Annotated in this window: 13 protein-coding genes and 3 pseudogenes; 2 read left to right on the top strand and 14 right to left on the bottom strand. The window is 71.5% G+C overall.

Annotated elements, in window-relative coordinates; genetic code table 11:
- Window positions 1-36: 36 nt before the first annotated feature.
- Window positions 37-1,179 carry an ROK family transcriptional regulator gene (locus tag QE359_RS06315; protein WP_309778297.1) on the bottom strand — a complete coding sequence of 381 codons (1,143 nt, stop codon included), beginning with the start codon at window positions 1,177-1,179 and terminating at the stop codon, window positions 37-39.
- Between the two features lie 36 nt (window positions 1,180-1,215).
- Here QE359_RS06315 and QE359_RS19050 point away from each other — a divergent pair.
- A pseudogene (locus tag QE359_RS19050) lies at window positions 1,216-1,854 on the top strand (family 20 glycosylhydrolase); the annotation flags it as partial.
- 76 nt (window positions 1,855-1,930) lie between these two features.
- Window positions 1,931-2,929: pseudogene (locus QE359_RS06310) on the top strand (beta-N-acetylhexosaminidase); the annotation flags it as partial.
- A 46-nt stretch (window positions 2,930-2,975) separates the two neighbouring features.
- Here QE359_RS06310 and QE359_RS06305 read toward each other — a convergent pair.
- From QE359_RS06305 to QE359_RS06245, 13 genes and pseudogenes are all read right to left on the bottom strand, one after another.
- On the bottom strand, window positions 2,976-4,529 hold the full coding sequence (locus tag QE359_RS06305) for a hypothetical protein (RefSeq protein WP_309778295.1): 1,554 nt from the start codon (window positions 4,527-4,529) through the stop codon (window positions 2,976-2,978).
- Between the two features lie 102 nt (window positions 4,530-4,631).
- A pseudogene (locus QE359_RS06300) lies at window positions 4,632-6,780 on the bottom strand (fructose-specific PTS transporter subunit EIIC).
- Between the two features lie 68 nt (window positions 6,781-6,848).
- On the bottom strand, window positions 6,849-7,871 hold the full coding sequence (locus tag QE359_RS06295) for a hexose kinase (protein ID WP_309778294.1): 1,023 nt from the start codon (window positions 7,869-7,871) through the stop codon (window positions 6,849-6,851).
- Entirely contained in the window at window positions 7,868-8,656 is a 789-nt protein-coding gene (locus tag QE359_RS06290) for a DeoR/GlpR family DNA-binding transcription regulator (protein WP_309778292.1), read from the bottom strand. The genes QE359_RS06295 and QE359_RS06290 overlap by 4 nt, the downstream gene beginning before the upstream one ends.
- A 364-nt stretch (window positions 8,657-9,020) precedes the next feature.
- A complete protein-coding gene (locus QE359_RS06285) occupies window positions 9,021-9,824 on the bottom strand; it encodes a carbohydrate ABC transporter permease (protein WP_254791852.1) in 804 nt (267 codons plus the stop codon).
- A 131-nt stretch (window positions 9,825-9,955) separates the two neighbouring features.
- Window positions 9,956-10,966 (bottom strand): carbohydrate ABC transporter permease, encoded by a 1,011-nt coding sequence (locus QE359_RS06280; RefSeq protein WP_083295087.1) that lies wholly within the window; start codon window positions 10,964-10,966, stop codon window positions 9,956-9,958.
- Between the two features lie 4 nt (window positions 10,967-10,970).
- Entirely contained in the window at window positions 10,971-12,296 is a 1,326-nt protein-coding gene (locus QE359_RS06275) for a sugar ABC transporter substrate-binding protein (RefSeq protein WP_070417070.1), read from the bottom strand.
- A gap of 199 nt (window positions 12,297-12,495) precedes the next feature.
- Window positions 12,496-13,050, bottom strand: a complete 555-nt coding sequence (locus QE359_RS06270; protein ID WP_309778289.1) for a DUF2231 domain-containing protein — start codon at window positions 13,048-13,050, stop codon at window positions 12,496-12,498.
- Between the two features lie 83 nt (window positions 13,051-13,133).
- Entirely contained in the window at window positions 13,134-15,302 is a 2,169-nt protein-coding gene (locus QE359_RS06265; RefSeq protein WP_309778288.1) for an AAA family ATPase, read from the bottom strand.
- Window positions 15,303-15,350: 48 nt separating this feature from the next.
- Window positions 15,351-16,769 carry an MFS transporter gene (locus QE359_RS06260; protein WP_309778286.1) on the bottom strand — a complete coding sequence of 473 codons (1,419 nt, stop codon included), beginning with the start codon at window positions 16,767-16,769 and terminating at the stop codon, window positions 15,351-15,353.
- 130 nt (window positions 16,770-16,899) lie between these two features.
- Window positions 16,900-17,175: a twin-arginine translocase TatA/TatE family subunit gene (gene tatA, locus QE359_RS06255; protein WP_309778284.1), complete on the bottom strand. Its 276-nt coding sequence runs from the start codon at window positions 17,173-17,175 to the stop codon at window positions 16,900-16,902.
- A 205-nt stretch (window positions 17,176-17,380) separates the two neighbouring features.
- On the bottom strand, window positions 17,381-18,868 hold the full coding sequence (locus QE359_RS06250; protein ID WP_309778283.1) for a sugar transferase: 1,488 nt from the start codon (window positions 18,866-18,868) through the stop codon (window positions 17,381-17,383).
- A gap of 110 nt (window positions 18,869-18,978) precedes the next feature.
- Entirely contained in the window at window positions 18,979-21,726 is a 2,748-nt protein-coding gene (locus QE359_RS06245) for a glycosyl hydrolase 2 galactose-binding domain-containing protein (RefSeq protein WP_309778281.1), read from the bottom strand.
- Window positions 21,727-21,786: the final 60 nt, after the last annotated feature.

The following is a 21,786-nucleotide window of genomic DNA, read 5'->3' as shown; positions in this document are numbered from 1 at the left end:
GAGTGCCCTGTCAGGACCCGGCACGCAGACTGAACGTCAGCCGAGTCCCATGTGCGTCGTCCGGACGTGGGTCAGGGAACGGGCGAGGGCGCCGCGGGCCACGGCGTCGCGGCCGACCGTCGAGGGGACGATCTCGACGGGGTGCCGGAGCTGCGGCGCGACGATCTCGGTCAGTGCCTCGCAGAACACCGGGGCCGCCGGCAGGACCTCGCCCCCGACGACGACCACCTCGGGGTCGATCGTCGCGATGAGCTGCACGACCCCGGGAGCGACGTCCGCGGCGAGCGCCCGCACGGCCGCGGCGGCGTCCGGGTCACCCTGCCCGGCCGACGCCATGACGGACTCGACGTCCGTACCGGGGGCGATCCGCGCCTCCAGTCGGGCGGGTGCGTCGGGCCATCCGGTCGAAGCCAGGCCGCCCATCTCGCCTGCCGCCCCGCGCGCACCGCGTGCGAGGGACCCGTCGACCAGGTAGGCCGCGCCGATCTGGCGACCCATCACCAGGTACAGGCCGTCCTGCACGCCGCGGAAGCGTCCCCACATCGCCTCGGCGGTGGCGGCGAGCTTGGCGTCGTTGTCGAAGAACGTGGTGGCCGTGGGGAACAGGTCGCCGATCCGGCCGGGGACCCGTCGCTCGACCCACTGCGGGACCGCGACGGTGTAGTCGATCTCGCCGGAACGGTCCACGACGGCCGGGACCCCGAAGGTGGCGGCGAGGAGCCGCGTCGGGTCGGTGCCCTCGACCAGACGACGGACGACGTCCTGCACGCTCTCCCACGCCTGCTCGGCGGATGCGAGGTCGGTGTAGACCTCCTCGACCCGGGCGAGCTGCCGACCGCGGAGGTCCGAGCGGAGCCCCACGATGCCGTGCAGCCCGAGGTCGACCCCGAGCACCGACCCGGCGCCGGCGTCCGCGCGGAAACGCTTCGCGCGGCGACCCGCCTTGTTCGGCGTGGCGATCGCCTCGGCCTCGGTGACCCATCCCTCGTCGACGAGGTCGGCCAGCGCTGCCTCGACCGTGGGGCGCGACAGGCCCACGGTCTGCCCGAGCTCGGTGACGGTGTGCGAGCCGTCGTCACGGAAGAGCTCCGCGAGGAGCGCACGCGAGTTGATGAGTCGGAGCATCCCCGGTGTGCTGCCGACGACACCGTTCGGAAGCGTTGACACGGTCTCGTCCACGGCCATAGCCTCCATATTACGAAAGATCATTGAGGAATGGTGGACTCCGACATGCTCATCCCACGGCCGCGCCGCACCGAACCGGGTGCCGGCGCCTTCGCGATCACCCCGTCGACCCGCATCGCCGCAGACGCCGCGAGCGAGTCGGTCCGACTGTACCTGCAGCAGACCCTGCGGGGGTCGACCGGGCTGCCGGTGCGCGACGCCGACGACGCGGCCGGGGTCGACACCGCGCGCACGGACGTGATCGCACTCCGTGTCGCCGACGACGACACGCTCCCCACCGGACCGGCCGGTGACCGCTCCGAGTCGTTCCGGCTGCGGGTCACGGCCGACCGGGTCGAGATCACCGGCGGGGGTCCGGCGGGCGTCTTCTACGGCGTCCAGGCGCTCCTGCAGTCGCTGCCGGCCGACGTCTACCGCAAGGGCCGGGTCGGCACCGGCCCGTGGACGGTCCCGGCGGTCACCGTCGAGGACGCCCCGGCGTTCGCCTGGCGCGGCGTCATGCTCGACGTCGCCCGGCACTTCCGCACCAAGCACGAGGTCATGCGGGTGATCGACCAGCTCGCCGCGCACCGGCTCAACCGACTGCACTTCCACCTCACCGAGGACCAGGGGTGGCGCATCGAGATCCGGAAGTACCCGCGCCTGACCGAGGTCGGCTCGTGGCGGAAGGAGTCGCAGGTCGGGGCGCACGTGCCGGACGCCGACGGGGTGCTGCACCCGGCGGCGTTCGACGGCCGTCCCGCACGGCGGCTACTACACGCAGGACGACATCCGCGAGATCGTCGCCTACGCGGCCGACCGGTTCGTCACCGTCGTCCCCGAGATCGAGACGCCCGGGCACGTCCGCGCCGCCCTCGCCGCCTACCCGTCGCTCGGCGTCTCGGGCGAGCCGATCGACGTCTGGACGGAGTGGGGCATCGCCGAGGACGTCCTCAACGCCGAGGAGTCCACGATCGCCTTCTTCCAGGACGTCCTCGACGAGGTCATCGCTCTGTTCCCCTCGGAGTACATCGGCGTCGGCGGCGACGAGTGCCCCAAGGTCCAGTGGGAGGACGACCCCCGCACGCAGGAACGCATCCGCGAACTCGGCCTCGACGACGAGGAGCAGCTGCAGGCGTGGATCATCGGCCGGCTCGCCTCCCACGTCGAGTCGCACGGGCGGCGGGCGTTCGGGTGGGACGAGATCCTCGAGGGCGGCACGCTCTCGAAGTCCGCGACCGTGCTCTCGTGGCGCGGGCTCACCGGCGCCCGGACCGCGGCGAAGCGGGGCCACGACGTGATCTCCGCCCCGGACGACCAGGTGTACCTCGACTACCGGCAGAGCGACCTCGAGACCGAGCCCATCCCGGTGTCGATCGTCCTGTCCGTCGACGACGTGTTCGCCTTCGACCCGGTGCCGGCGGACCTCACCGACGCCGAGCGCGCCCACGTGATCGGTGGCCAGGGCAACATGTGGACCGAGCACGTGGACACCGCCCGCAAGCTCGACTACCAGCTCTTCCCGCGGGTCGCCGCCCTCGCCGAGGCGCTCTGGTCGGCCGACGTCGCCGGGCCGCGCGACGTCGCCGAGTTCCGGGGGCGGCTCGCCGAGCACCTCGCTCGGCTCGAGGCGATGGGGATCGAGTACCGGCACGACGCCGGGCCGTTCCCCTGGGAGCAGCGGCCGGGGGTGCCGGGGCGGCCGCACTCGCGCGAGGAGCGTGCGGCCTACATCGACGCGGTCACGGCCAACATCGCCGAGTAGCCGAGCAGGCGCGCGGGGGCGGTCCGTCGTCCTTCCGCGTGGTCGCTCAGCCGAAGGTGGGCACCGGACGGTCCTGCACGACCTCGTGCCCGACGTCCGAGGTCCTCGCCCCGGTGACGACCGCGCAGCTCATCGACAGGCTCCAGAACGAGGTGGGCTCCTGCCGCGTCGGTGGCCCCGGGGTGTCCTGCTGCGTCTGCGGCGCGCTCCGGATCCGGATCGCGCGGTCGGCCGGCAGCGTCCGGCAGGCCTCGCGGGCGGCTGCCACGGCGGCGGTGTAGCGCGGGCCGTCGGTGCGCAGGACCGGCCCCCACGGCCGGAACTGCACGAGCACGAGCACGAGCAGGGCCACGGCCACGGTCGACCGCAGGGCCACGCCGAGTGTGGGACGGCGCGCGGTGGGCCGGGGACGCAGCGACCGTCGCGACGGATCGGTGGACACCCGCTCCGCCGCCCCGGCGTCGACCGACGTGCGGCTCCGGCGCCGGGGTGTCACGAGCGCCAGGACGACGAGCACGAGTCCGGCAGCGGCGGGGAACATCCCGTACCGACTCACCCACGCGTACCGGAGGAACTCCGGCGACATGCCGGCGTAGGCGTAGGCGGGCTTCGGGTTGAGCACGACCGCGGCGCACCAGAGCACGACGGCGAACAGCGCGAGGACGACGGCGAGGGTCCGCTGCGGGCGGTCGCCGCGGACGAGCACCCAGACGAACGCGACGACGAAGGGCACCACGAAGAGCAGCCCCGCCCAGGGTCCGACGGTCGCGAGGACCTCGCCAGACGCGGCCCGCGAGAGGAAGGTCGACATCCCGGCGTTCAGCCCGAACCCGTCCACGAGCGACGCGAGGTCGATCGTCGCGCGCCCCACCTGTCCGCGGTGCCGGTCCGAGCCGAGCCAGACGGCGAGCTGCAGACCGGCTCCGACGAGGAAGGCGGCCGTGACGGGCCAGGTCCGACGAGCCCGCAGCCCGAGGACGAGCAGCGGCGCGAACACGATCGCCTGGGTCTCGGTCAGGGCGCCGAGCAGGGTCACGGCGGCCAACGCGACACTCGACCACCAGCTGCGCGGCCGGTACAGGAGCACGAACGGCATCATCCAGAGGAAGTACGCGTGCACGTTCGCCAGGTTGCCGAGGACCTCGTTCGTCGCGATCGGGACGAGCACCACCGCGAGCGCGATCCCCACCCGGGCGGCGAGCGCGGCGGCCGGCGTCAGTCGCGCGGTCAGGTCCCGGGTGCAGACGAAGACCACCGTCGCGACGAGGCCCGTCCCGACCACGGCACCGAACGCGATGCCGGTCGCCCAGCCCTCGACCGGCAGCACGTGCTGCACGATGCCCGCCACGATCCGCGGGTACTGGTGCAGGTACCCCGCGTAGCTGCGGGTGAGCGTCCCGAGCGTGCCGTACTGCATCCCCTCGCCGAGGAACGTCCGGCCATCCTCGGCCCACAGCACGTCGCGCACCGCTGCCGGCATCCGCGACCAGGCGAGGACCACCGCGAGGACGAAGACACCGGCGGCGGCGACCCACTCCGGGCGATGACCGGCACGGGAGCCGTCGCGCGGCGGCGCGTCAGGAGCGGCTGCTGTTCGCATCGGATCCGTTCGTCTCTGGGGCGCCGACCAGCGTACTGGGCCGTGACGGACGGGAGGCACGGTGCCAGCTGGCACCGTGCCTCCCGTCCGTCGTGACGTCGGCTACGCGGCGACCGGCGCGCGCTGACCGACGGTCTCGGCCGCGACCGCGGCCTCGCTGCCCGCGGCGGCCTCGTCGACCGGACGACGCCGCACCCACTTCTTCAGCCCGACGAGCACGAGCGCCGACACCACGGTGCCCGCGAGGATCGCGACGATGAACATCGCGACGTCGCCGATGGCGAAGAACACGAAGATCCCACCGTGCGGCGCCCGCGAGGTCACACCGGCCGCCATCGAGATCGCACCCGTCACCGCGGCCCCGACCATCGACGCCGGGATGACGCGCAGCGGGTCCGCGGCCGCGAACGGGATCGCACCCTCGGAGATGAACGAGGCACCGAGCAGCCACGCGGCCTTGCCGTTCTCGCGCTCGGGCTTCGTGAAGCCCTTGCGGTAGAGCACGGTCGAGGCGAGCGCCAGGGCCAGCGGCGGGACCATGCCCGCGGCCATCACGGCCGCCATGATCTCGAACGGGACGACGTTCGTCGCGGATCCGGCGCCGAGGCCGGCGACCGCGAACGCGTACGCCACCTTGTTGACCGGCCCGCCGAGGTCGAACGCCATCATCAGGCCGAGGATGATGCCGAGCAGGATCGCCGAGGCGCCGGACAGCGAGTTGAGGAACTCGGTCAGCTGGGTCATCAGCCAGGCGATGGGCCCGCCGAGCACGAGCAGCATGAGCCCCGAGGCGATGATCGACGCGAACAGCGGGATGATGACGACGGGCATCAGACCACGCAGCCAACGCCAGGTCGGGATGCGGCCGATCCAGTAGGCGGCGGCACCGGCGATGAGACCACCGATCAGGCCACCGAGGAACCCGGCGTTCATGAAGACGGCGATCGAACCGGCGACGAAGCCGGGCGCGATGCCGGGTCGGTCGGCCATGGCGTAGGCGATGTACCCGGCGAGCGCCGCCACCAGGAACCCGAGCGACACGCCACCGATCTGGAACGCGGCGGCACCGAGGTAGTACGCCAGACCCTCCGGCGGCAGGTTCAGGAGCGTGTAGTTCGTCAGCGTGTAGACCGCGTTGTTCTGCCCCGAGTCACCGTGGGTCAGCGCGATGCCGTAGCCGGCGAGCAGGAAGCCGAGCGCGATGAGGAGTCCGCCGCCCGCGACGAACGGGATCATGTAGCTCACACCGGTGAGCAGCCAGCGCTTGAGCGCCTGCCCGAAGTGCTCGTCCTTGGCGGTGCTCGAGCCGGCCTCGGCGGCGTTGCCGTGCACACGTGCGGCGTTGGGGTCGTCGGCGGCTCGGAGGGCCTCGGCGATCATCTTGTCCGGCTCGTCGACACCTCGCTTGACCGGGCCGGCCACGAGGGGCTTGCCGGCGAAGCGGCCGCGGTCGCGGACGTCCACGTCGACCGCGAAGACCACGGCGTCGGCGCGGGCGATGAGGGCCGGGTCGAGCGGCTCGACCTGCGAGGACCCCTGCGTCTCGACGTGCATCTCGGCACCCGCACGCTGGGCCGCGGCGACGAGGGCGTCGGCTGCCATGTAGGTGTGCGCGATGCCGGTCGGGCACGCGGTGACGCCGACGAGCACCTTGCGTGCTCCGGCGGTGGAACCGGCCGCGTCGCCGTCCGCGGCGTGCGTGGCGGCGGCGGGTCGCGCCTCCTGGCCGGTGGCGGTCGCACTGGAGGCGCTGCTCGCGGTGCCGACGCCGGCCTGCGCGACCTCGCCGCTCACCTCGCGGTCGACGAGGTCCACGATCTCCTGCGGGGTGGCGGCGGCGCGGAGGGCGGCGGTGAAGTCCTCGCGGATGAGCGCACGAGCCAGGGTCGAGAGGAACCGTGAGGTGGTCCTTGTCGGCCCCTTCGGGCACGGCGATCATGAAGACGATGTCGGCGTCGCCGTCCGGGGCGCCGAACGACACCGTCCGGGCGAGGCGGCTCATCGCCAGGGTCGGCTCGGAGACCGACGCGGACCGGGCGTGCGGGATCGCGATGCCACCGGGGACGCCGGTGCCGACGCTGGCCTCGCGCTTGATCGCGTCAGCGGCGAGGGATGCCCCGTCCGCCGCGCGGCCGGTCGCGGCGACGCGGTCGGCGAGGACGCGGATGACGTCGCTCGAGGTGGCGCCGAGGTCCTCGTCGAGACCGACGAGCTGGACGCTGATGAGGCGTGGACTCGTGTTGACGGACATGGGTTGCTCCTTTGCAATGGCGCTGGGGGCGCGGGTGCTGCGGGGTTGAGTGTGTGTGCGGGGGTGGGTCAGGCGGGTTCGGGCGCTCGCTCGAGCGCTCGGACCTCGATGCCCGACGGGTCGGTGTGGTCGAGGGCGGGGACGTCGCTTCCGGGGAGGGCAGCGGCTGCCGCTCCGGTGGCGACGGCCTGGGCGAGGCGTTGCTCGGGCGACTGCCCGGCGACCTCGGCGAGCAGGTAGCCGGCGAGGGAGGAGTCCCCCGCGCCGACGGTCGAGCGCGCCACGATCCGGGGTGCTGCGGCCGCGTAGCTCCCGTCCTCCGTCACGAGGACGGCTCCGGCGCTGCCGAGCGTCAGGAGCACGGTGCCGACGTTCTTGTCACGGAGGCGCTGCGCCGCGGTCGCTGCCGCGTCGACGTCCCGCTCGAACTCGTCCGGGTCGCCGCCGACGACCTCGGCGAGCTCCTCGGCGTTCGGCTTCACGAGGTCGATCCGCTCGCCGGACTGCAGCAGCGCGGTGAAGGGGACGCCCGAGGAGTCGACCGCGATCCGGACGTCGTCGCCGTGGCGCTGCCGGACGGCTCGGACGAGGACCGCGAGGGCGTCGTCCGGCAGCCCGGGGGGCAGGGAGCCGGCGAGGACCACCCAGCGTGCGACCGGTCCGGTCGCGGTGGCACCGGCGGTGTCCGCGACGAGGGCCGCGAGGTCCTCGAGGCGACCCGCGAGCGACGGACCGGGCTCGTTGAGCTTCGTCGTCGTGCCGGTCGGCTCGGTCACCGTGACGTTCGAGCGGAGCGGCGCACCGATCGGGAGTGCCGCGGTCGGGATCCCGCGCGTCGCGAGGCCGAGCAGCACCGGGTCGAGTTCGTCGCCGGGCAGGACCGCCACGGTGTCGCCGCCGCTCGCGACGACGACCCGGGAGACGTTGACGCCCTTGCCGCCGGGCTCGGCCGTGGAGCGGGTGGCGCGCTGGACGGCGCCGCGCTGGAGTTCACCGGCGAGCTCGATCGTGCGGTCGAGGCTCGGGTTCGGGGTGACGGTGACGATGCGGGTGCTCGTGGTGCTGCGTGTCGTGTTCGTGTTCGTGGTCATGCGACGACCACCTCGACGTCGGCTTCGGCGAGCGCTCCGGCGAGGTCGGCCGGCGGCTCCTCGTCGGTGACGATCGTGTCGATCTCGTCGAGCCGGGCGAACCGCATGAGCGCCTCGACCCCGTGCTTCGCCGCGTCCGCGAGCACCACGCTGCGCCGGGCCGCGAGGACGTACGCCCCCTTCACCGCCGCCTCGTACTCGTCCGGCGTGCTCAGGCCGAAGCCCGCGGACAGGCCGTTCGTCCCGACGAAGGCGATGTCCGGACGCAGCGCGCCGATCTGCTCGACCGTGGCCGTCCCGACGGCGGCGCTCGTCACCCCGCGGACACGGCCGCCGAGCAGGTGCAGTTCGACGTGCTCGCTGTGCTGCAGGGTCGCGGCGATCGGGACCGAGTTCGTGATGACCGTGAGGGTCGCCCCGGCCGTCGCGGGTTCCCACCGGGCGAGCTCGGCGGCGACCGCGGCGCAGGTGGTGCCGGCGTCGAGGGCGATCGAGCCGGTGAAGGTCGGCGGGACCAGTCGCATCGCGGCCCGGGCGATGGCGGACTTGGCGGAGTTGTGCTGCCCCTCGCGCTCGGCGACGGTGAGCTCGACGACGCTCGATCGTCCGACCGGGACCGCTCCCCCGTGCACGCGGCGCAGGAGGCCGGCGGACTCGAGGGCGTCGAGGTCACGTCGGACGGTCTCGGTCGTGACGTCGAAGTGCTCGGCGAGGTCGGCCACGGACACGCGGCCGGCGTCCTGCAACGCTGCTGCGATCGCGTCGTGCCGCTCGGTTGCGTACATGCCCGAACTCCTTCGTTCCCGTGGGTTTCGAGAAGAGTACGTCCGGATGCCACACAAACGCAACCGTTCCGTGCCGGAACCAACACGGCCGCAGGTCGGCGGGACCGCCTCCGCCCGGTCCGCCCGGTCCCGCCCGCCCGGTCCCGCGGCCCGCCCAGGCCGGTCTCACCCACGGCCGAGGTCGCACGAACTGCCGCCCGCACGCTCCCCGAACGGCACGTCGTGCGACCTCGGCGGAACGCAGACGGCAGGTCGTGCGACCTCGGCACCGCCCCACCCGCGCGCCCGACACACACCCCGGACACGACGACGCCCCGACCCGCCGGAGCAGGTCGGGGCGCGGTCGTCCCGGACGTCGAGCGCGTCAGCCCTTGACGGCTCCCGCGGTCATCCCGCTCACGAGCCGCCGCTGCACGATGAGGAAGAACACCACCACCGGGATCGAGAACAGCACACTCGCCGCCATGAGCCCGCCGAAGTCCGTTCCCTTGTTCGTCGAGAACCCCGCGAGCCACACCGGCAGCGTGTACATCCCCTGGTCCTTGAGCATCACGTACGCCGTCAGGTAGTCGTTCCACGCAGCGATGAACGCGAACACACTCGTGGCGATGACCCCCGGCATCACCAGCGGGAACAGCACGCTCCACAGGATCCGGAACGTCCCCGCGCCGTCGACCTTCGCGGCTTCCTCGATCTCGACCGGCACCGCGACGAAGAACCCGCGCATGACCCAGATCGAGAACGGCAGCACGCTCGCGACGTAGGCGAGGATCAGCCCGATGTAGCTGTTGAGCAGCCCGAGCGACTGGAACGACAGGAACAGCGGGATGAGCAGAGCACCCGACGGGATCATCTGCACGAAGAGGATCGCCACGAGGATCGCCCGCCGCCCACGGAACCGGAAGCGCGACAGCGCCGCCGACGCCAGGAACCCGACGACGATGGACAGCAGCACGGCCGCCACGACCACGATCGCCGAGTTCCGCAGGTACACGAGGAACCCGTCCTGCGTCAGCGCCCGCGTGAAGTTCTCGAGCGTCGGCCGCAACGGCAGCCAGATCGGCGTGAGGGTCGTCACCTCGTCCGACGGCTTGAACGCCGTGTTCACCATCCAGTAGATCGGGAACACCCAGACCAGGCAGAAGACCACCGCGATCGTGTTCGCCACGACCCGTGGCTTGCGTCGGCGCGCACGCACCGGCGCGATCGGACCGGGCCGGGAGGCGCGGCCTGCCCCCGTCACGTCGGGTTGCGCCTCGGAAGCGGTCGCCCCGGTGACACCGGGGGTGGTCGTCGTCGTCACAGGTCTTCCTCCCCGCTCCGGACCAGCCGGCGGATGTAGTAGCTGGTGAGCGCCCCGAGGATCAGCGTCGAGATGACGGCGATCGCCGCGCCCTGCCCGTACGCGTTCGACACGAAGGACTTCACGAACGTCCAGATGCCGAGGGTGAGCGTGGTGTCCTCGGGCCCGCCCTTGGTGAGCAGCCAGATCTGGTTGAAGACGTTGAAGTCCCAGATCACCGAGAGGATCGTCACGAGCAGCAGCGTCGGCACGAGCGCCGGCAGGGTGATCGAGCGGTACATCGCCCACGCGGATGCCCCGTCGAGCGCCCCGGCCTCGTAGTACTCGGGCGCGATCTGGGACTGCGCGGCGTACAGCGTCAGCGCGACGAACGGCACCGCCTGCCAGATCACGAGCGAGAGCACGATCGTCAGTGCCTGCCCGGGACTCGACGCCCAGTTGTCCTGCGTGTGGTCGCCGAACACCCCGAGCTGGGTGATGAGCCAGTTGAGCACGCCGTAGAAGGGCTGGAAGAGCCACTGCCAGACCAGGCTCGACGCGACGTTCGGCATCGCCCACGCCAGCACGAGCACGACGCTCACGACCGTGCGCATGACGACACCGAGCCGGGTCAACAGCTGGGACACCGCCATGCCGATGCCGATGGTCCCGATCACCATCGCGCCGGTGACGAGCACGGTGCGCAGCATGACCGGCCAGAAGCTGGCGTCGGTGAGGACGTTCGTGTAGTTCGTGAAGCCGGCGAACCCGGCCTGCCCGGTGAAGATCGCCCGCAGCCCGTAGTCCTGGAAGGAGATGACCACCAGGCGGACGAGCGGGTAGACGACGAGCGCGAGGAGCAGCAGCGCAGCCGGTGCGAGCAGGACCAGCGGCGCTCGTGACGAGGTGAGCGATCGACGCCCTGCGCGACCGCCCGGCCCGGTGGGACCGCGACGCCCCGTCGACCCACGCCGGGTCCCCGGCTCGGCCTGCGCCGAACCGGGGACCCGCTCCGCAGTGGAGGTCATCGAACTACTGCTGCGCGTTGAGCGCGGTCGTGAGGTGCTCCGAGAAGCCCTCGGCTGCCTGCTTCGGCGTCTTCCGACCGGTGGCGACGTCCGCGAACATCGTCTGGAACGTCGAGTCGCCCTCGATCGTCGCCCAGCCCGGGGTCGCCGGCGTCGGACGGCTCGTGGAAGCCGCCTCGAAGTACGGCTTGTGGAGCTCGTCCACGTCACCGGCGACCGCGTCGAGCAGCTGCGTGGAGTTCGGCTCCCAGCCGTCGACCCCGAACACCTGGTCCTGCTGGAACTTCTTCGAGGTCAGGATCTTCGTGTAGTACAGCGCGAGGTCCTGGTTGGCGGACTTCGACGGGATGCCGAGGTCCGAGCCACCGAGGAACACCGGCTGCGTCTTGCCCGCCGTGCTCGACGGCATCGCGAACGTGCCGATCTGGTCCTTGAGCTCGGGCTTCGCCGTGGTGATCGAACCGATCTCCCACGCGGACCCGAGGATCGCCGAGGTGTTGCCCTGCGCGAAGACGTCGGACTCAGCCGGCTTGTCGGTGTTGATGTCCTGCGTGGACTTCGCCGAGTACGAGTTCTGGAAGTCCTTCCACGCGGTGAGGCCCTTCACGGCGTCGGCGGAGTCGATCGCGCCCTTCCACTTGCCGTCCTTCTCGGTGGCGATCTGCCCACCGGCGTCCCACACCCACTGCAGCCCGCCGTACCAGTACTGCCCCGGCATGTAGAACGCCGAGAAGTCCGCCTGCGGGTTCTTCGCCTTGACCTTGTCGAGGTCGGCCGTGAGCTCGTCGTAGGACTTCGGGACGTCGGTCACCCCGGCGTCCGCCCACATCTTCTTGTTGTAGATCACCGCGCGGTTGCCGGCGAAGAGCGGGGCGCCGTACAGCTTGCCGTCCACGGTCGCCGGGCCCTCGAGCCCGGAGAGCCACGTCTGCCCGTCGGCCAGCTCGTCCTTGTACGGCGAGAGGTCCATCAGGCCACCCGTCGCCGCGTACACCGGCACCTGCGTGTTGCCGAGGTCGACCACGTCCGGCGCGTCCTTCTGCGCGAGGGCCGTGGTGAGCTTCGTGGTGATGCCGTCCCACTGCTGGAGCTGCAGCTTCACCTTGGCACCGGTGGCCTTGGTGAACTGCTTCTCGGCGACGTCGAGGATCTTCGGGCTGAGGTCGCCGTTCATGATCCAGACGGTGAGGGTCTTGCCCTTGCCATCGGGTGTGCCGATGGACTTCGTGCCGCCGTCGGAAGCTCCGTTGCTTCCGGCGGAGCACCCGGTGAGGGCGAGCGCGCCTGCGAGGGCGAGCGCACCGAGTGCGGCGAAACGCGTGCGTGTCACGTTGACTCCCTTGGTCCGACCTTTATGAAAGGACGTTGCGTAATGGTGAGTAAAGACCCATCACGCGGGGATGTCAACCACGAATCGGCAGGCTGTGGACAATCGCGATCCGCATGTTTCCGGGGGATCACGGATGTGGAACGGATGATCGACGGCGCTTGACGAACTGGTCATGACCAGGCATGATCAGCACCCACGCTCAGGCGTCGAACGGCACCTCGCCGTGCTGGCTCACACCCGCACGCTGCCGGTAGGCCAGGTGCCCACCGAGGTACCCGCCGACGCCGACGACCGCGAGCCCCGCGAACCCGAGGAGCTTGCCTGCCCCGTGGTTCCCGGACTTCCGTTGCATCCACGACAGCCCGTACAGCGAGATGCCCACCCAGTTCACGGCCTGGTGCACCCAACCGGTGCGGAGTTGCGCACGATCGAGCTCCGACCAGTCGACGTAGCCGGCCACCGAGGCGCTGCCCGACGACACCAGCCCCACACCGACGAGGGTCTTCGCCGCCCGCGCGTTCCCCTTCCCGCCGATCAGGTCGAGCACCGCCGCCGAGATCCACGCACCGAGCGGCACCTGCACCATGAGCGGGTGCAGCGGGTGCCCGAACGGCACGCCGTGGAGCAGCTGGCGCAGTGCCTTCGGCTTCGCGAGGGCGTTCACCACGGAACGATCGATGTCGACGGCCTTGTCGAGCACGCTCGCGTGCTCGACGGCGTCGGTGAGGCGACGGAACGCTCGGATCTCAGGCATGCCCTGGACCGTAGGCCTGGAGGCGCGGTGCCGGTCCCAGGAACCGGCACCGCCCCTCCAGGTCGTCACGTCCAGTGCGCCGCCTACTCCTCGACGATCTCCGCGAGTTCGAACGGCTCCACCGTCAGCTCGTCGCCGCCTGCGGCGACGTCGACGCGGACGGTGTCCCCGTCACGCACGTCACCGGCGAGGATCGCCCGCGCCAACCGGTCGTCGATCTGCCGCTGCATGAGCCGGCGGAGCGGACGCGCTCCGTACACCGGGTCGTACCCGCGCTCGGCGAGCCAGGCACGGGCGTCCGGGGTGACGGCCAGCTCCAGTCGGCGGTCGGTCAGCCGGCGTGCGAGCCGGTCGACGTAGAGCGACACGATCTGGCCGAGGTCCTCTTGCGTGAGCGCCTGGAACACGACGATGTCGTCGAGTCGGTTGATGAACTCGGGCCGGAAGGCCTGCTGGACGAGCTCGCGGACAGCCTCCTCGCGCTGCACGTCGGTGATCGACTGGTCGGTCATGAACTGCGACCCGAGGTTCGACGTCAGGATGAGGATCGTGTTCCGGAAGTCCACCGTCCGGCCCTGACCGTCGGTCAGGCGGCCGTCGTCGAGGACCTGCAGGAGCACGTCGAAGACCTCGGGGTGGGCCTTCTCGATCTCGTCGAGCAGCACCACGGAGTACGGGCGACGCCGGACGGTCTCGGTGAGCTGCCCGCCGGCCTCGTAGCCGACGTACCCGGGCGGGGCGCCGATGAGCCGCGCGACCGAGTGCTTCTCGCCGTACTCGCTCATGTCGATCCGGACGAGTGCCTTCTCGTCGTCGAACAGGAACTCGGCGAGCGCCTTGGCCAGCTCGGTCTTGCCGACGCCGGTGGGGCCGAGGAACAGGAACGAGCCCGTCGGACGGTCCGGGTCGGAGATGCCCGCGCGGGTGCGACGGACCGCTTCCGACACGGTCGAGACGGCGGAGCGCTGCCCGATGATCCGACGGCCGAGTTCGTTCTCGAGGTGCAGGAGCTTCTCGGTCTCGCCCTGCAGCAGGCGCCCGAGGGGGATGCCCGTCCACTGCGCGATCACGGCGGCGATGTCCTCGTCGGTGACGCTGTCGTTCACCATCCGGTCGGCCTGCTCGGCTTGTTCGGCGGCGGCGAGCTCGGCCTCGATCCGGGGCTTCTCGCTGTACTCGATGCGCGACACGAGTTCGTAGTCGGCCTCGCGCTGTGCCCGCTGGGAGCGCATGTTGAGGTCGTCGAGCTGCTGCTTGAGTTCACCGATGCGGTTGAGGCTGGCGCGTTCGGCCTGCCACCGCTGCTCGAGTTCGCCGAGCAGGGTCTCGCGGCTCGCGAGCTCGGCCCGCAGCGTCTCCAGCCGGGCCTTCGACGCGTCGTCCTTCTCCTGCTTCAGCGCGAACTCCTCGACGCGCAACCGGTCCACGGTGCGCTTGAGCTCGTCGATCTCGACCGGGCTCGAGTCGATCTCCATCCGGAGCCGGCTCGCGGCTTCGTCGATGAGGTCGATCGCCTTGTCGGGCAGCTGCCGACCGGAGATGTACCGGTTCGACAGGCTCGACGCGGCCACGAGCGCTGAGTCGTTGATCGTGACCTTGTGGTGCGCCTCGTAGCGCTCCTTCAGGCCGCGGAGGATCGCCACGGTGTCCTCGACGCTGGGCTCCCCCACGAAGACCTGCTGGAAGCGCCGTTCGAGGGCGGCGTCCTTCTCGATGTACTCGCGGTACTCGTCGAGCGTCGTCGCGCCGATGAGTCGGAGCTCTCCGCGCGCGAGCATCGGCTTGAGCATGTTCGACGCGGCCACGGAGCCTTCGCCCCCACCGGCGCCCATGAGCGTGTGCAGCTCGTCGATGAACGTGATGACCTGCCCGTCGGAGTCGTTGATCTCCTTGAGCACGGCCTTGAGCCGCTCCTCGAACTCGCCGCGGTACTTCGCGCCGGCGATGAGGGCGGACATGTCGAGCGACACGAGCCGCTTGTCCTTAAGGGAGTCGGCGACGTCACCCGCGACGATCCGCTGGGCGAGTCCTTCGACGACGGCCGTCTTGCCGACGCCGGGTTCCCCGATGAGCGCGGGGTTGTTCTTGGTGCGACGCGTCAGCACCTGGGAGACGCGTCGGATTTCGGCGTCCCGCCCGATCACCGGGTCGAGCTTGCCGTTGCGGGCGATCGCCGTGAGGTCGACGCCGTACTGCTCGAGGGCGGTCTTCTGTCGCTCTTGCGAGTCGGGAGCGCCCTGGAGGTTCGCCATGCGTTCCGTCCTTTCGTTGCGGTGGTCCTGTAGTTGAGTCTACTCCACTCAACTTGCGTTCGCAGCGGGAGATTCCCGCCGCGGGTTCCGGATGCCGACGGCACTCACGAGTGCGCCGGCGAGGAGCAGCAGCGCCATCACGACCATCGCGCGGTGCAGTCCCTCGACGCTCACGGCACCGCCGAGGACGATCCCGGCGAGCGCGACCATGACGAGCCCGGCGATCCGCGCGATCGCGTTGTTGACGGCCGAGCCCGCACCCGCCTCCGACTGCGGGACCGACCCGAGGACCGCACTCGTCAGCGGCGTCACCATCAACGCGATCCCCGCTCCGAAGAGCACCAGACCGGGGAGCACCGACCACCAGTATCCGATCGGCTCGTCACCGGCGAAGAGCAGCAGGAGCGCCCCGACCGCGGCGATCGCAGGACCGGCGGCCATGAACCACCGCGGACCCCAGCGGTCGGCCAGCGACCCGACCGTGGTGGAGAGGAGCAGGAGCATCACGGTCGGGGGCAGCGTCGCGAGGCCGGCGAGCCAGGCCGGGAACCGCCAGACCTCTTGCAGGAACAGCGTCACGACGAAGAACACCATCCCGAGGGCCCCGTAGATCGACAGCGTCGCGAGGTTGCCGACGGTGAAGTTCCGCGCACGGAAGAGCTCGAGCGGGACCAGGGGTGCACCGTGCCTGCGGGTGACGCGGAGCTCCCACGGCACGAACGCCACGAGCGCGGCCCCGCCGAGCACCAGCGCGGCGAGGACGACCGGCGCGCCCCACCCGAGGCGCTCCTGCTCGATCAACCCGAGGACGACACCGCCGACGCCCACGACCGCCAGCACGGCGCCGACCACGTCCACGTGCGCCCGCGGCCCCACCCGGACGTCCGCCGAGATCCGTGACACGAGCGGGATCGTCACCGCGATCGGCACGGCCGTCAGCACGAAGATCCACCGCCAGCCGACGCCGTCCACGACGAGGCCGCCGACGACCGGCCCGAGGATCGTCGCCGCGCTCGACCACGCCGTCCACGTGCCGATCGCCTTCGCCTGGGCCGCACCGCGGAACGCCGCCACGATGAGCGCGAGGGCACTCGGGGTCACGAGCGCACCACCGACGCCCTGCAGCGCCCGGGCGACGATGAGGACCTCGCCCGTGGGGGCGATCGCGCACACGATCGAGGCGATCCCGAAGACCACGAGGCCACACGTGATGATGCGGACGCGGCCGAACAGGTCGGACAGACTGCCGGCCACGAGGATGAGCGAACCGAGCGTCACGAGGTACGCGTCCACCGTCCACTGCTGCACGACCAGTCCCCCGCCGAGTTCGTCGCGGATGGCGGGGAGCGCCACGTTCACGACGCTCGAGTCGAGTCCCACGACGAAGGACGACAGGATCGCGACGACGAGCACGACACGGCGGTCGTCGCGGAGCGGGGCCGTGGCCGACGGGGCTGGGGTCGTCATGTGCCCATCCTCCGCCACCGCGCGCGGTCCCGCCTGCCCCTCGGAGGACCTGTGGACAACTCGCCGGACACGACGAAGCCCCCGCGACCGATGGGGTCGCGGGGGCTGCCGACAGGACGGGGCTGGGGTCCTAGTTCCTGGAGTCCGAGTTCGGCTGGACCGACGGGCCGGGGTTGACGACCGGCTGCGGAGCCGGCTCGGCCGCGGTGTTCGTCACGGTCGTGGCCTGCACGCCGGGGTCGGTGCCCTTGGCCTTCTTCTCGTCGTCGCCCATCTCCTTCTTGAAGATGTTGATCGACTGCCCGAGGCCCTTGGCGAGTGCCGGGAGCTTGGTCGCACCGAACAGCAGGATGACGATCCCGAGGATGATCAGCAGGTGTACGCCACCGAGGTTTCCGAGCATCATGACTCCTTGAATCTGGATCTGGTCGCCGTCTCCGAGTCACCGTCGACGCGTGCGGCGGAAGTCCGTCGTGCACCCATCGTAACTCGCACCGGTCGGGAAACCCAGGCCGGGCACCCGAACGGACACCGTTCGCACAGGCAGCACCCCCGGACTGCCGTTGCAGCCGGGGGGTGCGCGTGCCGGTCGCGGGTCAGGCGCGACCGGGTCAGTAGGCGCCTCGGGAGCGCAGCACGGACGGGATGGTCCGGGCGAGGATGACGACGTCGTGGACGAAGGACCAGTTCTCGACGTAGTGCAGGTCGAGCCGGACACCGTCGGCCCAGTCGAGGTCCGAGCGGCCGCTCACCTGCCAGAGCCCGGTGATGCCCGGGGTCACGAGCAGCCGGCGGTCAGCGAAGTCCTCGTACAGGGCGACCTCGCGCGGGAGGGCGGGTCGGGGGCCCACCAGGCTCATCGAACCGGTCAGGACGTTCCACAGCTGCGGCAGCTCGTCGAGGGACGTCCGACGCAGGAACGCACCGACCCGGGTGATGCGCGGGTCGTGCTTCATCTTGAAGAGCGGCCCCGCGCCCTCGTTCTCCTGCTCGAGCGCGGCCATCCGGGCTTCGGCGTCGACACACATCGTCCGGAACTTGAGGATCGGGAACTCCCGCCCGTCGCGCCCCACGCGGGTCTGGCGGAAGAACACGGGGCCTCGGTCATCCGCGCGGATGACCAGGGCGATGACGGCGAACACCGGCGCGAGGAGCAGCAGACCGATGCCGGCACCGAGGACGTCGAGCGTCCGCTTGCCGATCCGCCGCCGGTAGTCGGGCGTCTCGACGTGCATGAGCGGCAGGCCGTCGACGGGTCGCTCGTGCACCCGGCCGGCGGCGATGTCCGCCAGCGGCGAGGACACCACGAGTTCGACGCCGTGCGCTTCCAGTTGCCACCCGAGCCGCCGGAGTCGCTCGTGCCCGCCCCGGATCGCGCCGGCGACCACCACGGCGGCCACCGGTTCGCTCTGGGCCCGGTCGAGGACGGCGTCGACCCCGTCGATCACCGGGACGCTCGTGTCCCCGAGCGGCACCCGGGACCCGGCGCGGACGCAGTCGGAGATGACCGCCCGGACGCGGTACCCCGCCGCGGGGGTGGCCGCGATGCGCCGCCCGACGTAGGTCACGTCGTCGAGGTCGCCGACGAGCAGGACGTCCTGCAGCCCCTCGCCCCGGCAGCGACGTCGAGCGAGCACGGTCCGGACGGCCTTCCGACCGATCGCGAGGAGGAGCAGCCCGAGCGGGAACGCGATGGCGACGTAGCCACGGGCGAGGTCGACCTGGACGGCGTACGCGACCCCGGCCACCGTCGCGACGGTGACCAGACTCGCGGTGATGAGTCGCCGGAACTCGTCGCCGCCGACACCGACGATGCGTGGGTCGCGGCTGCGGGACACCGTGAGCAGGACCATCCAGGCCACGATCATCACGGGGGCGACCACGAACTCGGTCCACCCGGCAGCGCTCGAACCCGCGGGGAGCTCACCAGGGAACCGGACCACGTGGGCGACGGCGAACGCGACGAGCAACAACCCCAGGTCGAGCCCGGCCAGGCCGAAGCCCGTCGCACGACTGCGACGGGTCCGGCTACGGGTCGGACGCCCGACGACCTCGACGGAACGGGACACCGCGCTCAGCGGTCGCATCGCGAGTGACATCGGGAGCCCTCCTGTCGGCCACCGGCCGGGGAAGGACCGACCGGGTGCCGCCGTCATCCGGGACGACGGAACGGCACTCCGATCAGAATATCACGCTGGAGTTCTGCATATCAATGGCCGAGCACGTCCGCGAGGGTCCACACGACGGGAGCCGCGGTGAGCGCCGGGATGTCCGCCTCGGTCACGCCGCGCAGTCGGTAGGCGACCCGCTCCCCCGGCAGCAGGGTCATGAACCCGCGGTCGACGGTGCCTCCGGGCGCGACCCGGTCTGGCTGGAAGAGGAGGTCACGCACGAGACCCTCCGCCTCGACGACGAGGTCGAGGCCGTCGCCGTCGGAGGCGGGAGTGAACGTGGTCCGGTACTGTGCCGGCTCCCAGCGCATGTCCGTGTCGGGCCCAGGAGTCCAAACCGCCCGACGCCAGTCCATGTCCGCGACGACGAGCTCGTTCGTCGGGTCGTCCACCACGCCGACCGACTCCGGCAGTGCCACCACGGCGACACCGGCGGCGGAGAGGCGGACGGGCAGCGACGCCTCGGCGAGGACCGTCCCCGCGAGGGTGACCCGCCGCACGCGGACGACGCTGTCGTGCCCCGTGCGGGTCGAGCGGACGGCGACCTCGATGGGCGCGTTGCCGAACGCCCCGGGCGACACCCCGAGCGAGAGCGTGTCCGCCAGATCGCCCAGATCGGCCGTCTCACCGACGGAGGCCGACGTGGTCGGGCGATCCGCGCCTCCTGGCTGCCCCGACGGCTCGCCCGCAGAACCGGACGCGCCCGCCGGAGCGGACCCGCCCGCCGGACCGGATCCGCCCGCCGGACCGGACGCGACCACAGCCGCGACCGAGGACACCGGACGGATCGTCAGCAGCACGTCGTCGTAGAGCCGCCGCAGCTCGTGCGCCAGCGGCTTCAGCCGCCCGGCCGAGTCGATCGCCGACCACGACGAGACCGGCCAGAGGTCGTTCAGCTGCCACACGACGACGCCGGTGTTCCGAGGCCAGTGCGTCCGCCAGTGCTCGACGCCCGTCGCGATGGCGCGCGCCTGCTGCAGCTGCGTCAGGTAGTGCCACCGGTCGAACTCGGCCGGCGCCACGGAGCCGAACCGCGGCGCGAGGCCCCGCGCGAGCTTCCCCATGCCGTCCGCGGCCTTCTGGTGGTGGACGACCCCGGGCGAGTCCACCGCGAGCGGCGAGTCCCGCACCGCGTCGCGCAGCGTGCGCCACGCGGGCGGCGCCTGCCAGCCGAACTCCGAGACGAACCGCGGCACCGAGTCGCGGTAGGCGGTGTCCGGGAGCCGGTTCCAGACGTCCCACGAGTGGTGCGTCTCGTGGTCGACGTCGTTCGCGGGGAGCGACTCGGAGCCCGACCACGGCGAGGCGACCGTGTAGAAGCGCGAGGGGTCGACCGCGTCGACGATCGTCGGCAGGAGGTCGAGGTAGTAGTCCAGACCCCAGCCGCGGCCCTCGAGCGAGGCCTCCCAGCCGTCGACCTCGTGCAGCCAGATGTTCTCGTTGTTGCCGTTCCAGAGCACGAGCGAGGGGTGCCGTGCGAGCCGGGCGACGTTGTCCCGGGCCTCGGCGATGATCTCGCTGCGGATCGGCTCGCCCTCGGGGTAGGCCGAGCAGGCGAACGGGAAGTCCTGCCAGACGAGCAGTCCGAGCTCGTCGCAGACCTCGTAGAAGTCGTTCGACTCGTAGACCCCGCCGCCCCAGACCCGCACGAGGTTGACGTTGAGGTCGGCTGCCGCGCGCAGACGGTCCTCGACCCGGTCGCGCGACACCCGCGAGACGATGACGTCGTCCGGGATCCAGTTCACGCCGCGGACGTCGATGATCGTGCCGTTGACGTGCACGTTGAACGGCTTGCCGATGCTGTCGGACGTCGTCTCGATGCGCGTCGAGCGGAAACCGGTGCGGAACGTCGAGCGGTCGAGGACCTCGCCGTCGACCGTCTGCAGCTCGACCACGACGTCGTACCGGTCCTGCGCGCCGTAGCCACGCGGCCACCACCGCTGGACCTCCGGCACCCGCACGGTGACGACGGTCTCGTCGTCGCGCGGGGTCAGCTGCGCGCGGGAGCGCTGGCGGGTGGTGCCGCCCTCGGCCGTCGCTCCGCTGACCGTCACGACGAGCACGAGGTCGTCGTCCTCGCCGTCCTGGTCGAGGTCGTTCAGCCCGGAGCGCTCGACGGTGATGTGCGCGTCCAGCACGCCCTCGCCCGCCTCGACGTCGACCAGTGGCCGGACGTCGCGCAGCCTGGCGGTCGACCAGCGCTCGATCGCGACCGGTCGCCACGGGCCGCTCGTGACCGCCGTCAGCCCCCAGTCCCACCCGAAGTTCGATGCCATCTTGCGGATGTACGGGAACGGTTCGTCGTACGGACCGGGCATGCTGCCGGCCTTCGCCGCGACGCGTCCGGCCTCGCGGTAGGGCGACTCGAACAGGAGCTCGAGCGTCTTCTCCCCGCGGCCGACGCCGCCGGTGCTGTCCCGGGCGTCGAACCGGTAGCGGCGGTGCATGTTCCGCGTCGTCCCCACCACCACGCCGTCGAGGCTGAGCTCGGCGACGGTGTCGAGCCCGTCGCACACGAGGTCCACGCGCTCGAAGCCCCGCGGGTCGACGTCGACGGTGCGCTGGTAGGACCAGTCGGCCCGGCCGACCCACTTGGCGCCGTCCTCGTTGCGGTCGAACGTGGGGTCCGCCAGCAGCCCCTCGCGCTCGAGGTCGGTGTGGACCTGCCCCGGCACGGTGGCGCCGATGGTCCGGCCCACGACGTCGGCCGGCGCGCCTGCTGGCGGCGCCTCACCCGCCATGGTCACGGTCCAGCCGTCGCGGAGTTCCTCGCGTTCGAGGGTCATGCGGGTCCTTCTCTTCGGCGGACGGGTTGGTGTCCGCTGCGGTCGGGACGCCGGCCGGGG

The sequence above is a fragment of the Curtobacterium sp. SORGH_AS_0776 genome (assembly GCF_031453355.1).
Lineage (GTDB): Bacteria > Actinomycetota > Actinomycetes > Actinomycetales > Microbacteriaceae > Curtobacterium.
The sequence above is the reverse complement of the archived record's forward strand: the minus strand, read 5'-3'. Positions and strand labels throughout refer to the sequence as shown.